General features: G+C 67.7%; 23 protein-coding genes and 1 pseudogene. 21 read left to right on the top strand and 3 right to left on the bottom strand.

The window, feature by feature from the left end; genetic code table 11:
- The 3 genes and pseudogenes from SSOG_RS53705 to SSOG_RS19085 all read right to left on the bottom strand — a co-directional run.
- A pseudogene (locus tag SSOG_RS53705) lies at positions 1–352 on the bottom strand (hypothetical protein); the annotation flags it as partial.
- A gap of 10 nt (positions 353–362) precedes the next feature.
- Positions 363–923: a SigE family RNA polymerase sigma factor gene (locus SSOG_RS19090; RefSeq protein WP_009715884.1), complete on the bottom strand. Its 561-nt coding sequence runs from the start codon at positions 921–923 to the stop codon at positions 363–365.
- A gap of 128 nt (positions 924–1,051) precedes the next feature.
- Positions 1,052–2,038, bottom strand: coding sequence for a GNAT family N-acetyltransferase (locus SSOG_RS19085; RefSeq protein ID WP_039938070.1), 987 nt, complete (start codon positions 2,036–2,038; stop codon positions 1,052–1,054).
- 458 nt (positions 2,039–2,496) lie between these two features.
- On the opposite strand from SSOG_RS19085, the gene rpsJ reads away from it, so the two are divergent.
- The 21 genes from rpsJ (at position 2,497) to rplO (ending at position 12,178) form a co-directional block, all read left to right on the top strand.
- A complete protein-coding gene (gene rpsJ, locus SSOG_RS19080) occupies positions 2,497–2,805 on the top strand; it encodes a 30S ribosomal protein S10 (protein ID WP_003948644.1) in 309 nt (102 codons plus the stop codon).
- Between the two features lie 13 nt (positions 2,806–2,818).
- Positions 2,819–3,463: a 50S ribosomal protein L3 gene (gene rplC / locus SSOG_RS19075; protein WP_009715882.1), complete on the top strand. Its 645-nt coding sequence runs from the start codon at positions 2,819–2,821 to the stop codon at positions 3,461–3,463.
- An 8-nt stretch (positions 3,464–3,471) separates the two neighbouring features.
- A complete protein-coding gene (rplD, locus tag SSOG_RS19070; protein ID WP_009715881.1) occupies positions 3,472–4,125 on the top strand; it encodes a 50S ribosomal protein L4 in 654 nt (217 codons plus the stop codon).
- Positions 4,125–4,451, top strand: coding sequence for a 50S ribosomal protein L23 (rplW, locus tag SSOG_RS19065; protein ID WP_009715880.1), 327 nt, complete (start codon positions 4,125–4,127; stop codon positions 4,449–4,451). Before rplD ends, rplW begins: the two co-directional genes overlap by 1 nt.
- 47 nt (positions 4,452–4,498) lie before the next feature.
- The gene (rplB, locus tag SSOG_RS19060) at positions 4,499–5,335 is read left to right on the top strand and encodes a 50S ribosomal protein L2 (RefSeq protein ID WP_009715879.1); all 837 of its coding nucleotides are present in this window, start codon (positions 4,499–4,501) and stop codon (positions 5,333–5,335) included.
- Between the two features lie 12 nt (positions 5,336–5,347).
- Positions 5,348–5,629, top strand: coding sequence for a 30S ribosomal protein S19 (gene rpsS / locus SSOG_RS19055; RefSeq protein ID WP_009715878.1), 282 nt, complete (start codon positions 5,348–5,350; stop codon positions 5,627–5,629).
- A gap of 40 nt (positions 5,630–5,669) precedes the next feature.
- Complete coding sequence (rplV, locus tag SSOG_RS19050) at positions 5,670–6,017, top strand: 50S ribosomal protein L22 (protein ID WP_039938067.1); 348 nt, start codon at positions 5,670–5,672, stop codon at positions 6,015–6,017.
- The gene (rpsC, locus tag SSOG_RS19045; RefSeq protein ID WP_009715876.1) at positions 6,017–6,844 is read left to right on the top strand and encodes a 30S ribosomal protein S3; all 828 of its coding nucleotides are present in this window, start codon (positions 6,017–6,019) and stop codon (positions 6,842–6,844) included. The genes rplV and rpsC overlap by 1 nt, the downstream gene beginning before the upstream one ends.
- A 5-nt stretch (positions 6,845–6,849) precedes the next feature.
- Positions 6,850–7,269 (top strand): 50S ribosomal protein L16, encoded by a 420-nt coding sequence (gene rplP / locus SSOG_RS19040; protein WP_009715875.1) that lies wholly within the window; start codon positions 6,850–6,852, stop codon positions 7,267–7,269.
- Positions 7,269–7,493, top strand: coding sequence for a 50S ribosomal protein L29 (gene rpmC, locus SSOG_RS19035; protein ID WP_009715874.1), 225 nt, complete (start codon positions 7,269–7,271; stop codon positions 7,491–7,493). Before rplP ends, rpmC begins: the two co-directional genes overlap by 1 nt.
- A complete protein-coding gene (gene rpsQ, locus SSOG_RS19030; RefSeq protein ID WP_009715873.1) occupies positions 7,493–7,780 on the top strand; it encodes a 30S ribosomal protein S17 in 288 nt (95 codons plus the stop codon). The genes rpmC and rpsQ overlap by 1 nt, the downstream gene beginning before the upstream one ends.
- A gap of 111 nt (positions 7,781–7,891) precedes the next feature.
- Complete coding sequence (gene rplN, locus SSOG_RS19025; protein WP_003992364.1) at positions 7,892–8,260, top strand: 50S ribosomal protein L14; 369 nt, start codon at positions 7,892–7,894, stop codon at positions 8,258–8,260.
- A 3-nt stretch (positions 8,261–8,263) separates the two neighbouring features.
- The gene (gene rplX / locus SSOG_RS19020; protein WP_009715872.1) at positions 8,264–8,587 is read left to right on the top strand and encodes a 50S ribosomal protein L24; all 324 of its coding nucleotides are present in this window, start codon (positions 8,264–8,266) and stop codon (positions 8,585–8,587) included.
- The gene (gene rplE / locus SSOG_RS19015) at positions 8,587–9,147 is read left to right on the top strand and encodes a 50S ribosomal protein L5 (protein WP_009715871.1); all 561 of its coding nucleotides are present in this window, start codon (positions 8,587–8,589) and stop codon (positions 9,145–9,147) included. The genes rplX and rplE overlap by 1 nt, the downstream gene beginning before the upstream one ends.
- 3 nt (positions 9,148–9,150) lie before the next feature.
- Positions 9,151–9,336 (top strand): type Z 30S ribosomal protein S14, encoded by a 186-nt coding sequence (locus SSOG_RS19010; RefSeq protein ID WP_003948630.1) that lies wholly within the window; start codon positions 9,151–9,153, stop codon positions 9,334–9,336.
- A gap of 205 nt (positions 9,337–9,541) precedes the next feature.
- A complete protein-coding gene (gene rpsH, locus SSOG_RS19005; protein ID WP_009715870.1) occupies positions 9,542–9,940 on the top strand; it encodes a 30S ribosomal protein S8 in 399 nt (132 codons plus the stop codon).
- 20 nt (positions 9,941–9,960) lie between these two features.
- Entirely contained in the window at positions 9,961–10,500 is a 540-nt protein-coding gene (rplF, locus tag SSOG_RS19000; protein WP_009715869.1) for a 50S ribosomal protein L6, read from the top strand.
- Between the two features lie 3 nt (positions 10,501–10,503).
- A complete protein-coding gene (gene rplR / locus SSOG_RS18995) occupies positions 10,504–10,887 on the top strand; it encodes a 50S ribosomal protein L18 (protein ID WP_009715868.1) in 384 nt (127 codons plus the stop codon).
- 43 nt (positions 10,888–10,930) lie between these two features.
- Positions 10,931–11,536, top strand: coding sequence for a 30S ribosomal protein S5 (gene rpsE / locus SSOG_RS18990; protein WP_009715867.1), 606 nt, complete (start codon positions 10,931–10,933; stop codon positions 11,534–11,536).
- Positions 11,537–11,538: 2 nt separating this feature from the next.
- Positions 11,539–11,721 carry a 50S ribosomal protein L30 gene (gene rpmD, locus SSOG_RS18985; protein WP_009715866.1) on the top strand — a complete coding sequence of 61 codons (183 nt, stop codon included), beginning with the start codon at positions 11,539–11,541 and terminating at the stop codon, positions 11,719–11,721.
- 1 nt (position 11,722) lies between these two features.
- Complete coding sequence (gene rplO, locus SSOG_RS18980) at positions 11,723–12,178, top strand: 50S ribosomal protein L15 (RefSeq protein WP_009715865.1); 456 nt, start codon at positions 11,723–11,725, stop codon at positions 12,176–12,178.
- The last annotated feature ends 98 nt before the right edge of the window (positions 12,179–12,276 follow it).

The following is a 12,276-nucleotide window of genomic DNA, read 5'->3' as shown; positions in this document are numbered from 1 at the left end:
CCCGCAGGTCCATGCCGCCCGCCACGTCCGGCAGCTTCAGCACCTTCCGGGGCGCCGCGGTCCGGTCCGGGGCGGGCGTGGTGACCGGTGTGGTGCCGGGGTCCGCGGACCGGCCGTCGCGCAGACCGGTGGCGAGCGACACCGCCCCCGCGATCAGCGCGACCACCATCGGGGCGGCCACGACCGCGGTACGCCGCCTGCGGGCCCGCACCACCCGGTGCCGTACCCGCTCCATGCGGTCCTCCGGCGCCGTCAGCGGCGGGGTGTCGGCGTTCGCGAGCCGCCGCAGCCCGGCCGCGGCGCGGGCCAGCTCCTCGCTGCCGTAGCCCCCGGGGTCGTTCTTCATCGCCACGGTCCGCACCTCACTTCGGCGCGGCACGGCCGCGGACCGGCTCCGGGGCGGGCACGAGACCGGCGTCGAGCCCGGGTAATCGGGTGCGCAGCGTGTTCAGGGCCTTCGACGCCTGGCTCTTGACCGTGCCGGTGGAGCAGCCCAGCACCGCCGCGGTCTGCTCCACGCTCAGGTCCTCCAGATAGCGCAGGACGACGACCTCGCGCTGGCGCCGGGGCAGCAGTCGCAGCAGCCCGATGATCGTCCGCCCCTGGTCGACCTCGCCGACCTGGGGATACGCACCGGCCGGGCCGCCCCGGGAGGACGGTTCCGGCACCTGGGAGTGCGGCACCTCGCGCCGCCAGTGCCGCCGCCACCAGGACGCGTGCAGATGGACCAGGGTGCGGCGGACGTACGCCTCGGGGTTCTCCTCCGCGATCCGTCCCCACTTCGGCCAGACCCGGGCCAGGGCGCTCTGGAGCAGATCCTCGGCCAGATGCCGGTCCCCGGTCAGAAACCAGGCGGAACGCAGCAGCCGTGGCCCGCAGACGGCGACGAACTCCTCGAACTCTGTCCAGTCGCCGCCCGCCATGCCGTCCTCGCGTGATTCGAAGCCGATCCTTCGTGTGATCCACGCACGCCGAACGCGTTGGGGGCGGGGCCTGGTTGCCTTTTGTGGGTCACATCACAGGCCGCGAGGGGTTGAGGTGGCCGGTGGCCTCAGTGGGCGATGAGTGCCGTGAGCGCCCCGAGCCAGCAGAGCGCGACCAGCACCGGCAGCAGCACCATGATCAGTCCGGTGGGCGACACCTTGAGGTAGCCGGCGCGGGGGTCGGAGGCGCGGCGGTTGACTATCCGCTCGCCGCCGAGCCAGGCCATGTACTCCTCCAGTTCGATCACCGCTTCCTTGCGCGCCAGCAGGTACTGACGGCCGTAGCGCAGCATCAGGGAGAAGCCCATCGACACCCCGAAGCCGATCACCGAGATGACCCCTGCCAAGGCCTTGCCCAGGGTGCCGCCCGCGCCCTCCTTGCCGAGGCTGAAGGCCATGGCGGCGGCGAGGCCCGCGGTGATGTAGAAGAGGTTGTTCAGCTTCTGCCAGTTCAGGTTGTCCTCGTGCTTGTAGAGGTCCACCGCGACCTCGTACTGCACGTGCAGGATCGCCTCGCGCGGTTTGCGCCAGACCCACACCACCCGTGGCAGCCCGTCCGGCGGGGTCAGCCGGGTCAGCTCCTGGAAGCCGAGCTTGTGGTGGAAGTGCGCGGACGCGTCGTTGGGCGGGTCGTTGACCACCGCGGCGATCACGGGGCTTTTGTGCCACTGGTCGAGTACGTGGTAATAGAGCATCGAGGCGATCCCGGAGCGCGCCGCCTCGCGGGACACGCAGATCTGCTTGATCACCAGGAAGGCGCCCAGCGTCGTCTTGATCCGGCGGTTCAGCCATTCGTCCGGCTCGACCTGATCGGAGCTGTACGCCATGAGGAACGCCAGCACCTGCCCGCCCTTGACCGCCACATAGAAGTGCTCGGCGGTCGCGAGCCGGGAGCGGTAGTCCGCCTCGGTGTACGCCGAGACCAGGAAGCCGCCGTCCGTCGATCCCTGGATGCCGCCCGGCCCGTTCAGGCTCCGTGACTCGGCGAGCCGGGCGATCTGCTCCACGTGCTCCTCGCCCGCCCGCAGGATCTCCACCCGTAACGGATCAGCCATCCCGATACCCCCCTCTTCTCGGCGTGCCGAAGGTACCGTGGCCGCGGTCCGTCGCACCACGGGGCAATCGAGGGGTTCGCCGATGTGGGTGTGGGGTACGCTCCTGGGCCGATTCGCGGAGGCTGGGTCCCGTATGGCAGACTGTCCGGGTTGCTCGGTTGAGTGCCAATGCTGCGCGCCTCCCGCCGGGAGGACTGGAAGCGAGTCCCGCAGTACTCGTCGTCTCTGATCAGGGACGGAAGTACGGGAATCTTCCGGGAAGTGTCAGCGGGGCCCCAGCCAGGCGCCCGGTGGGTGACTTTCTCCCCCAGCCAAACCCCTTCACCAGGGATCTTCCATGTGGAGATTTACGGGAAGGGGCGCGACACGCCCGACCGCGTGGGTCGGGAGTGGGGTGGGAGGGCCGCTAACGCCACCGGGTCCCAGAGCGTTACGAGAGACAGGACTACGAAGTAGCCATGGCGGGACAGAAGATCCGCATCCGGCTCAAGGCCTACGACCACGAGGTCATCGACTCCTCGGCGAAGAAGATCGTCGAGACGGTGACCCGCACTGGTGCGTCGGTCGCGGGCCCGGTGCCGCTGCCCACAGAGAAGAACGTGTACTGCGTCATCAAGTCGCCGCACAAGTACAAGGACTCGCGCGAGCACTTCGAGATGCGTACGCACAAGCGCCTCATCGACATCCTCGACCCCACGCCGAAGACCGTCGACTCGCTCATGCGTCTCGACCTGCCGGCTGGCGTCGACATCGAGATCAAGCTCTGAGGTGACGCGCGAGATGGCTAAGCAGATCAAGGGCGTCCTGGGCGAGAAGCTCGGCATGACGCAGGTGTGGGACGAGAACAACCGTGTCGTCCCGGTCACCGTCGTCAAGGCCGGGCCCTGCGTCGTGACCCAGGTCCGTACCGATGACGCCGACGGCTACGACGCCGTCCAGATCGCCTTCGGCGAGATCGACCCGCGCAAGGTGAACAAGCCCCTCAAGGGCCACTTCGCCAAGGCCGACGTCACTCCGCGCCGCCACCTGGTGGAGCTGCGTACCGCTGACGCCAGCGAGTACACGCTCGGCCAGGAGGTCACCGCCGAGGCGTTCGAGTCCGGTGTGAAGGTCGACGTGACCGGCACCAGCAAGGGCAAGGGCACCGCCGGTGTCATGAAGCGCCACGGCTTCGGTGGCCTCGGCGCCGGCCACGGCACCCAGCGCAAGCACCGCTCGCCTGGCTCCATCGGTGGCTGCGCCACCCCGGGCCGCGTGTTCAAGGGCCTGCGCATGGCCGGCCGCATGGGCAACGAGCGGGTCACCACCCAGAACCTGACCGTCCATGCCGTTGACGCGGAGAAGGGTCTGCTCCTGATCAAGGGAGCGGTTCCTGGTCCGAACGGCGGCCTCGTCCTGGTCCGTACCGCGGCCAAGGGGGCCTGAGGTAACCGATGAGCACCATTGACATCCTTTCGCCGGCAGGCGACAAGGCCGGGACCGTCGAGCTCCCCACGGAGATCTTCGACGCGCAGGTCAGCGTTCCGCTGATCCACCAGGTCGTTGTCGCACAGCTGGCCGCTGCCCGTCAGGGCACGCACAAGACCAAGACCCGTGGCGAGGTCCGCGGCGGTGGCAAGAAGCCGTACCGCCAGAAGGGCACCGGTCGCGCCCGTCAGGGCTCGACCCGCGCGCCGCAGTTCGCCGGTGGTGGCGTCGTGCACGGTCCCGTGCCGCGTGACTACAGCCAGCGGACCCCGAAGAAGATGAAGGCCGCCGCGCTGCGCGGGGCCCTCTCGGACCGGGCGCGCCACAGCCGCGTTCACGTCGTGACCGGCGTGGTCGAGGGCGACATCTCCACCAAGGCCGCCAAGGTCCTGCTGGGCAAGATCAGCCAGCGCAAGCATGTGCTGCTGGTCGCCGAGCGGAGCGACGAGGCCGCGTGGCTGTCCGCCCGCAACCTGCCCCAGGTGCACATCCTGGAGCCGGGCCAGCTGAACACGTACGACGTGCTCGTCTCCGATGACGTGGTCTTCACCAAGGCCGCCCTCGAGTCCTTCGTGGCTGGTCCCAAGGCCGCTGAGAAGACCGAAGGGAGCGCCGCCTGATGAGTGAGGCGACCGCTGTCACCAGCAAGACCTTCACGGACCCCCGCGACGTTCTCGTCAAGCCGGTGGTCTCGGAGAAGAGCTACGCGCTGCTGGACGAGAACAAGTACACGTTCATCGTCGACCCGCGCGCGAACAAGACCCAGATCAAGCAGGCCGTCGAGGCGGTCTTCTCGGTCAAGGTCACCGGGGTCAACACGATCAACCGGCAGGGCAAGCGCAAGCGCACCCGCACCGGTTACGGCAAGCGCAAGGACACCAAGCGCGCCATCGTGACCCTTGCCGAGGGCGACCGTATCGACATCTTCGGCGGCCCGACCTCCTGACGGAGGCCGGAACGTCCAGAAGTCCGGAATATTCCGAGGACTGAGAAATGGGTATCCGCAAGTACAAGCCGACGACCCCGGGGCGTCGTGGCTCCAGCGTCGCCGACTTCGTCGAGATCACGCGGTCCACGCCGGAGAAGTCGCTGGTCCGCCCGCTGCACAGCAAGGGCGGTCGTAACAACGCCGGTCGCATCACGGTCCGCCACCAGGGTGGCGGTCACAAGCGTGCGTACCGCGTCATCGACTTCCGCCGTCATGACAAGGACGGCGTCCCGGCGAAGGTCGCACACATCGAGTACGACCCGAACCGCACCGCTCGCATCGCGCTGCTCCACTACGTGGACGGCGAGAAGCGCTACATCCTCGCGCCGCGTGGCCTGAAGCAGGGCGACCGGATCGAGAACGGCCCCGGCGCCGACATCAAGCCGGGCAACAACCTGTCGCTGCGCAACATCCCCGTCGGTACCACGCTGCACGCCATCGAGCTGCGGCCCGGTGGCGGCGCGAAGTTCGCCCGCTCCGCGGGTGCCTCCGTGCAGCTGCTGGCGAAGGAGGGCTCCATGGCCCACCTTCGTATGCCGTCCGGTGAGATCCGCCTGGTCGACGTCCGCTGCCGCGCCACCGTAGGCGAGGTCGGCAACGCCGAGCAGTCGAACATCAACTGGGGCAAGGCCGGCCGCATGCGCTGGAAGGGCGTCCGCCCGACCGTTCGTGGTGTGGTCATGAACCCCGTCGACCACCCGCACGGTGGTGGTGAAGGCAAGACTTCCGGTGGTCGCCACCCGGTCTCGCCGTGGGGTCAGAAGGAGGGCCGTACGCGCTCGCCGAAGAAGGCCAGCAACAAGTACATCGTCCGCCGCCGCAAGACGAACAAGAAGCGCTAGGAGCGGGTTTAGATGCCGCGTAGTCTCAAGAAGGGGCCCTTCGTCGACGACCACCTGATCAAGAAGGTGGATGTTCAGAACGAAGCCGGCACCAAGAACGTCATCAAGACCTGGTCCCGCCGCTCGATGATCGTCCCGGCCATGCTCGGCCACACGATCGCGGTGCACGACGGCCGTAAGCACGTCCCGGTGTTCGTCTCCGAGTCGATGGTCGGCCACAAGCTCGGCGAGTTCGCGCCGACCCGCACCTTCCGCGGCCACGAGAAGGACGACCGCAAGTCGCGTCGTCGCTGATCGGCGGAAAAGACTCATGACAGACACCGAAGGGACAACCATGGAAGCCAGGGCCCAGGCGCGGTACATCCGCGTCACGCCCATGAAGGCCCGCCGCGTGGTGGACCTCATTCGTGGCATGGGCGCCACGGAGGCTCAGGCGGTCCTGCGTTTCGCCCCGCAGGCCGCGAGCGTGCCGGTCGGCAAGGTGCTGGACAGCGCCATTGCCAACGCCGCGCACAACTACGACCACACCGACGCCGACAGCCTCGTCATCTCCGAGGCCTACGTCGACGAGGGCCCGACCCTGAAGCGTTTCCGTCCGCGCGCCCAGGGCCGTGCCTACCGGATCCGCAAGCGGACCAGCCACATCACCGTGGTCGTCAGCAGCAAGGAAGGAACCCGGTAATGGGCCAGAAGGTTAACCCGCACGGGTTCCGGCTCGGCATCACCACCGACTTCAAGTCGCGCTGGTACGCCGACAAGCTGTACAAGGACTACGTCAAGGAAGACGTCGCCATCCGCCGGATGATGACGAAGGGCATGGAGCGCGCCGGTATCTCCAAGGTGGAGATCGAGCGCACCCGTGACCGCGTCCGCGTCGACATCCACACCGCCCGGCCGGGCATCGTCATCGGCCGTCGCGGCGCGGAGGCCGACCGTATCCGCGGCGAGCTGGAGAAGCTCACCGGCAAGCAGGTGCAGCTGAACATCCTCGAGGTCAAGAACCCCGAGGTGGACGCTCAGCTGGTCGCCCAGGCCGTCGCCGAGCAGCTGTCCTCCCGCGTCTCCTTCCGTCGCGCCATGCGTAAGAGCATGCAGTCGACGATGAAGGCCGGTGCCAAGGGCATCAAGATCCAGTGTGGTGGCCGTCTCGGCGGCGCCGAGATGTCCCGCTCGGAGTTCTACCGCGAGGGCCGCGTGCCCCTGCACACGCTCCGCGCGAACGTCGACTACGGCTTCTTCGAGGCCAAGACCACCTTCGGCCGCATCGGCGTCAAGGTGTGGATCTACAAGGGCGACGTCAAGAACATCGCCGAGGTCCGCGCCGAGAACGCCGCCGCCCGCGCCGGCAACCGCCCGTCGCGCGGCGGCAGCGACCGCCCGCAGCGCCGTGGTGGCGAGCGTGGTGGCCGTGGCCGTAAGCCGCAGCAGCAGAACGCCGCTGCCGAGGCCCCCAAGGCCGAGGCCGCTGCCGCTGCTCCGGCTGCTGAGAGCACCGGAACGGAGGCCTGACCGACATGCTGATCCCTCGCAGGGTCAAGCACCGCAAGCAGCACCACCCCAAGCGGTCCGGCATGGCCAAGGGCGGCACGGAGCTGGCGTTCGGCGAGTACGGCATCCAGGCCGTCACCCCGGCGTACGTCACGAACCGTCAGATCGAGGCCGCTCGTATCGCGATGACCCGCCACATCAAGCGTGGCGGCAAGGTCTGGATCAACATCTACCCGGACCGTCCGCTGACGAAGAAGCCCGCCGAGACCCGCATGGGTTCCGGTAAGGGTTCGCCGGAGTGGTGGGTCGCGAACGTCAAGCCCGGTCGGGTGATGTTCGAGCTGTCCTACCCGAACGAGAAGACTGCGCGTGAGGCGCTCACCCGCGCTGCTCACAAGCTCCCGATGAAGTGCCGGATCGTGCGGCGCGAGGCAGGTGAGTCGTGATGGCGGCCGGTACCAAGGCGTCCGAGCTGCGTGAGCTGAACAACGAGGACCTCGTTGGCAAGCTGCGTGAGGCCAAGGAAGAGCTGTTCAACCTCCGCTTCCAGGCGGCGACCGGACAGCTCGAGAACCACGGCCGGCTGAAGGCCGTCCGCAAGGACATCGCCCGGATCTACACCCTGATGCGGGAGCGCGAGCTCGGCATCGAGACGGTGGAGAGCGCCTGATGAGCGAGACGAATGTGACTGAGAACGCACCGCAGAGCCGCGGCTTCCGCAAGACCCGTGAGGGTCTGGTCGTCAGCGACAAGATGGACAAGACCGTCGTCGTCGCCGTCGAGGACCGCGTCAAGCACGCGCTGTACGGCAAGGTCATCCGCCGTACCAACAAGCTCAAGGCGCACGACGAGCAGAACGCCGCGGGTGTCGGCGACCGTGTCCTCCTCATGGAGACCCGGCCGCTGTCCGCGACCAAGCGCTGGCGCGTCGTCGAGATCCTCGAGAAGGCCAAGTAACCCCCTGAGGGCAGCAGCCCTCAGGTCAGTTCCGCCAGGCTCGGCAGGGGCTCGTACCGCTAGAAACGAGCGAGCCCCTGCCGGGAACCGGCAGACGATCAGGAGATAGACGTGATCCAGCAGGAGTCGCGACTGCGCGTCGCCGACAACACGGGAGCGAAGGAGATCCTTTGCATCCGTGTTCTCGGTGGCTCCGGTCGCCGCTACGCGGGCATCGGTGACGTGATCGTCGCCACCGTGAAGGACGCGATCCCCGGTGGCAACGTGAAGAAGGGTGACGTCATCAAGGCGGTCATCGTGCGCACCGTGAAGGAGCGCCGCCGCCCGGACGGTTCGTACATCCGCTTCGACGAGAACGCGGCCGTCATCCTCAAGAACGATGGCGACCCCCGCGGCACCCGTATCTTCGGCCCGGTGGGCCGTGAGCTGCGCGAGAAGAAGTTCATGAAGATCATCTCGCTCGCGCCGGAGGTGCTGTAACCGATGAAGATCAAGAAGGGCGACCTGGTCCAGGTCATCACCGGTAAGGACAGGGGCAAGCAGGGCAAGGTCATCGCGGCCTTCCCCCGCGAGGACCGCGTCCTGGTCGAGGGTGTCAACCGGGTCAAGAAGCACACCAAGGCCGGACAGACCGCTCGTGGTTCGAAGACCGGCGGCATCGTGACGACCGAGGCCCCGATCCACGTGAGCAACGTTCAGCTCGTGGTGGAGAAGGACGGCAACAAGGTCGTCACCCGCGTCGGGTTCCGCTTCGACGACGACGGCAACAAGATCCGCGTTGCCAAGCGGACCGGTGAGGACATCTGATGACTGCCACCACCACTGCACCGCGTCTCAAGACGCGCTACCGCGAAGAGATCCAGGGCAAGCTGCAGGAGCAGTTCTCGTACGGGAACGTCATGCAGATCCCGGGCCTCACCAAGGTCGTGGTCAACATGGGTGTGGGCGACGCCGCCCGCGACTCCAAGCTGATCGAGGGCGCCATCCGCGACCTCACCACGATCACCGGCCAGAAGCCGGCCGTCACCAAGGCCCGTAAGTCCATCGCGCAGTTCAAGCTGCGTGAGGGCCAGCCGATCGGTGCCCACGTCACCCTCCGCGGTGACCGCATGTGGGAGTTCCTGGACCGCCTGGTGTCGCTCGCGCTGCCGCGCATCCGCGACTTCCGCGGTCTGTCGCCGAAGCAGTTCGACGGCCGTGGGAACTACACCTTCGGTCTCACGGAGCAGGTCATGTTCCACGAGATCGACCAGGACAAGATCGACCGCGTCCGGGGTATGGACATCACCGTGGTGACCACGGCGACCAACGACGAAGAGGGCCGGGCCCTGCTGCGTCACCTCGGCTTCCCGTTCAAGGAGGCGTGAGCCGTGGCGAAGAAGGCTCTCATTGCCAAGGCCGCTCGCAAGCCGAAGTTCGGCGTGCGCGGCTACACCCGCTGCCAGCGCTGCGGCCGTCCGCACTCCGTGTACCGCAAGTTCGGTCTGTGCCGCGTGTGCCTTCGTGAGATGGCTCACCGTGGCGAGCTGCCGGGCGTGACCAAGAGCTCCTGGTAACCGGCCCGTAAGGGCAGGTAACCGGGCTCTCGGTAAGCAATGGATGGCGAGCCCCGCCCGCTCACTCCCGTAGAGTGGAAGGGTTGGGCGCTCGCCGCCCAGAATTCTTACTACGCCGTAGGTCCCCGCGCCGCACCCGTGCCCCATTGAGGGTGAGAGGGATGGCGCATACAGGAAACCCCGGCGAGAGAGGCCGAAGGCCATCATGACCATGACCGATCCGATCGCAGACATGCTGACGCGTCTGCGAAACGCGAACTCGGCGTACCACGACTCCGTCGAGATGCCGCACAGCAAGATCAAGTCGCACATCGCGGAGATCCTCCAGCAGGAGGGCTACATCACCGGCTGGAAGGTCGAGGACGCCGAGGTCGGCAAGAACCTCACCCTCGAGCTGAAGTTCGGCCCGAACCGCGAGCGCTCGATCGCCGGCATCAAGCGGATTTCGAAGCCGGGCCTGCGGGTCTACGCAAAGTCCACCAACCTGCCGAAGGTGCTCGGCGGCCTGGGCGTGGCGATCATCTCCACGTCGTACGGGCTCCTCACCGACAAGCAGGCCGGCAAGAAGGGCGTGGGTGGGGAAGTCCTCGCCTACGTCTGGTAACAGGGAACGGAGGAAGCAACATGTCGCGTATTGGCAAGCTGCCCATCCAGGTTCCCGCTGGTGTGGACGTCACCATCGATGGCCGCACGGTCGCCGTGAAGGGCCCCAAGGGCTCTCTCTCGCACACCGTCGCCGCGCCGATCGATGTCGCCAAGGGTGAGGACAACACTCTCGTTGTCACCCGCCCGAACGACGAGCGTCAGAACAAGGCCCTGCACGGCCTGTCCCGCACGCTGGTGGCGAACATGATCACCGGCGTGACCCAGGGCTACAGCAAGGCGCTCGAGATCAGCGGTGTCGGTTACCGCGTCCTGGCGAAGGGCTCCAACCTGGAGTTCTCGCTGGGCTACAGCCACCCGATCCTGGTGGAGGCGCCCGAGGGCATCTCCTTCAAGGTGGAGTCCCCGACCAAGCTGAGCGTCGAGGGTATCGACAAGCAGAAGGTCGGCGAGGTCGCCGCGAACATCCGCAAGCTGCGCCGCCCGGACCCGTACAAGGCCAAGGGCGTCAAGTACGCGGGCGAGGTCATCCGCCGCAAGGTCGGAAAGGCTGGTAAGTAAGCCATGACATACGGTGTGAAGATCGCGAAGGGCGACGCGCGCAAGGCCGCGGCCGTCAAGCGCCGTCACATCCGCGTCCGCAAGCGGGTCTCCGGTACGCCGGAGCGCCCCCGCCTGGTCGTGACGCGGTCCAACCGTCACATGGTGGCCCAGGTCATCGACGACATCGCGGGCCACACGGTGGCCTCCGCGTCGACCCTGGACACCTCCATCCGTGGCGCCGAGGGTGACAAGAGCGCTCAGGCCAAGCAGGTCGGCGCGCTGGTCGCCGAGCGGGCGAAGGCCGCGGGCGTCGAGGCGGTCGTGTTCGACCGCGGCGGCAACAGGTACGCCGGGCGGATCGCCGCTCTGGCGGACGCTGCCCGTGAGGCCGGGCTGCAGTTCTAGGCCCCGGTTCCAACGCAAAGCGGAAACGAGAGAGGTAAATCCAATGGCTGGACCCCAGCGTCGCGGTGGCGGCGCCGGTGGCGGCGAGCGGCGGGACCGGAAGGACCGGCGGGACGGCGGCGCAGCTGCCGAGAAGACCGCTTACGTCGAGCGTGTTGTCGCGATCAACCGCGTCGCCAAGGTTGTGAAGGGTGGTCGTCGCTTCAGCTTCACCGCGCTGGTCGTGGTGGGCGATGGTGACGGCACCGTCGGTGTCGGTTACGGCAAGGCCAAGGAGGTGCCGGCCGCGATCGCCAAGGGCGTGGAGGAGGCCAAGAAGCACTTCTTCAAGGTCCCCCGGATCGCCGGCACCATCCCGCACCCGATCCAGGGTGAAGAGGCCGCGGGCGTCGTGCTGCTCAAGCCGGCGTCCCCCGGTACCGGTGTGATCGCCGGTGGCCCGGTGCGCGCCGTTCTGGAGTGCGCGGGCATCCACGACGTGCTGAGCAAGTCGCTCGGCTCGTCGAACCCGATCAACATCGTGCACGCCACGCGCGCCGCTCTCCAGGGCCTTCAGCGGCCCGAGGAGATCGCCGCCCGTCGTGGTCTGCCGCTCGAGGACGTCGCCCCCGCCGCTCTGCTGCGGGCGCGTGCCGGGGTGGGTGTGTGAGCATGGCCCGCCTCAAGATCACGCAGACGAAGTCGTACATCGGCAGCAAGCAGAACCACCGCGACACCCTGCGTTCGCTCGGGCTGAAGAAGCTCGGCGACGTGGTTGTCAAGGAGGACCGCCCCGAGTTCCGCGGCATGGCGACCACCGTGCGGCACCTCGTGACGGTCGAGGAGGTCGACTGACATGGCGGAGAACAACCCGCTGAAGGTCCACAACCTCCGGCCCGCCCCGGGCGCCAAGACCGCCAAGACCCGTGTCGGTCGTGGTGAGGCGTCCAAGGGTAAGACCGCTGGTCGTGGTACCAAGGGCACGAAGGCCCGTTACCAGGTTCCGGAGCGCTTCGAGGGTGGGCAGATGCCCCTCCACATGCGGCTCCCGAAGCTGAAGGGCTTCAAGAACCCCTTCCGCACCGAGTACCAGGTCGTGAACCTGGACAAGCTGACCGCGCTCTACCCGCAGGGTGGCGAGGTCACGGTGGCCGACCTGGTCGCCAAGGGTGCGGTGCGCAAGAACCAGCTCGTCAAGGTGCTGGGCTCCGGCGAGGTCTCCGTGGCGCTCCAGGTGACGGTCGACGCCGTCTCCGGCTCCGCCAAGGAGAAGATCACCGCCGCCGGTGGCACTGTCACCGAGCTCGTCTGAGCAACGTGCGAAACTGGCCGGGGATGCCCCAGATACGGGGCATCCCCGGTTGGTCGTTCCTAGGGAGGCCAGGTCGCCGGTAAGGTGGCGTGCGCCGT

Origin of the sequence: Streptomyces himastatinicus ATCC 53653 (assembly GCF_000158915.1) — a bacterium.
GTDB lineage: Bacteria > Actinomycetota > Actinomycetes > Streptomycetales > Streptomycetaceae > Streptomyces > Streptomyces himastatinicus.
The sequence above is the reverse complement of the archived record's forward strand: the minus strand, read 5'-3'. Positions and strand labels throughout refer to the sequence as shown.

Coding starts and splice junctions, on each gene's coding strand:
- SSOG_RS19090 (WP_009715884.1), bottom strand. CDS start 923: ATGGCGGGCGGCGACTGGACAGAGTTCGAGGAGTTCGTCGCCGTCTGC.
- SSOG_RS19085 (WP_039938070.1), bottom strand. CDS start 2,038: ATGGCTGATCCGTTACGGGTGGAGATCCTGCGGGCGGGCGAGGAGCAC.
- rpsJ (WP_003948644.1), top strand. CDS start 2,497: ATGGCGGGACAGAAGATCCGCATCCGGCTCAAGGCCTACGACCACGAG.
- rplC (WP_009715882.1), top strand. CDS start 2,819: ATGGCTAAGCAGATCAAGGGCGTCCTGGGCGAGAAGCTCGGCATGACG.
- rplD (WP_009715881.1), top strand. CDS start 3,472: ATGAGCACCATTGACATCCTTTCGCCGGCAGGCGACAAGGCCGGGACC.
- rplW (WP_009715880.1), top strand. CDS start 4,125: ATGAGTGAGGCGACCGCTGTCACCAGCAAGACCTTCACGGACCCCCGC.
- rplB (WP_009715879.1), top strand. CDS start 4,499: ATGGGTATCCGCAAGTACAAGCCGACGACCCCGGGGCGTCGTGGCTCC.
- rpsS (WP_009715878.1), top strand. CDS start 5,348: ATGCCGCGTAGTCTCAAGAAGGGGCCCTTCGTCGACGACCACCTGATC.
- rplV (WP_039938067.1), top strand. CDS start 5,670: ATGGAAGCCAGGGCCCAGGCGCGGTACATCCGCGTCACGCCCATGAAG.
- rpsC (WP_009715876.1), top strand. CDS start 6,017: ATGGGCCAGAAGGTTAACCCGCACGGGTTCCGGCTCGGCATCACCACC.
- rplP (WP_009715875.1), top strand. CDS start 6,850: ATGCTGATCCCTCGCAGGGTCAAGCACCGCAAGCAGCACCACCCCAAG.
- rpmC (WP_009715874.1), top strand. CDS start 7,269: ATGGCGGCCGGTACCAAGGCGTCCGAGCTGCGTGAGCTGAACAACGAG.
- rpsQ (WP_009715873.1), top strand. CDS start 7,493: ATGAGCGAGACGAATGTGACTGAGAACGCACCGCAGAGCCGCGGCTTC.
- rplX (WP_009715872.1), top strand. CDS start 8,264: ATGAAGATCAAGAAGGGCGACCTGGTCCAGGTCATCACCGGTAAGGAC.
- rplE (WP_009715871.1), top strand. CDS start 8,587: ATGACTGCCACCACCACTGCACCGCGTCTCAAGACGCGCTACCGCGAA.
- rpsH (WP_009715870.1), top strand. CDS start 9,542: ATGACCATGACCGATCCGATCGCAGACATGCTGACGCGTCTGCGAAAC.
- rplF (WP_009715869.1), top strand. CDS start 9,961: ATGTCGCGTATTGGCAAGCTGCCCATCCAGGTTCCCGCTGGTGTGGAC.
- rplR (WP_009715868.1), top strand. CDS start 10,504: ATGACATACGGTGTGAAGATCGCGAAGGGCGACGCGCGCAAGGCCGCG.
- rpsE (WP_009715867.1), top strand. CDS start 10,931: ATGGCTGGACCCCAGCGTCGCGGTGGCGGCGCCGGTGGCGGCGAGCGG.
- rpmD (WP_009715866.1), top strand. CDS start 11,539: ATGGCCCGCCTCAAGATCACGCAGACGAAGTCGTACATCGGCAGCAAG.
- rplO (WP_009715865.1), top strand. CDS start 11,723: ATGGCGGAGAACAACCCGCTGAAGGTCCACAACCTCCGGCCCGCCCCG.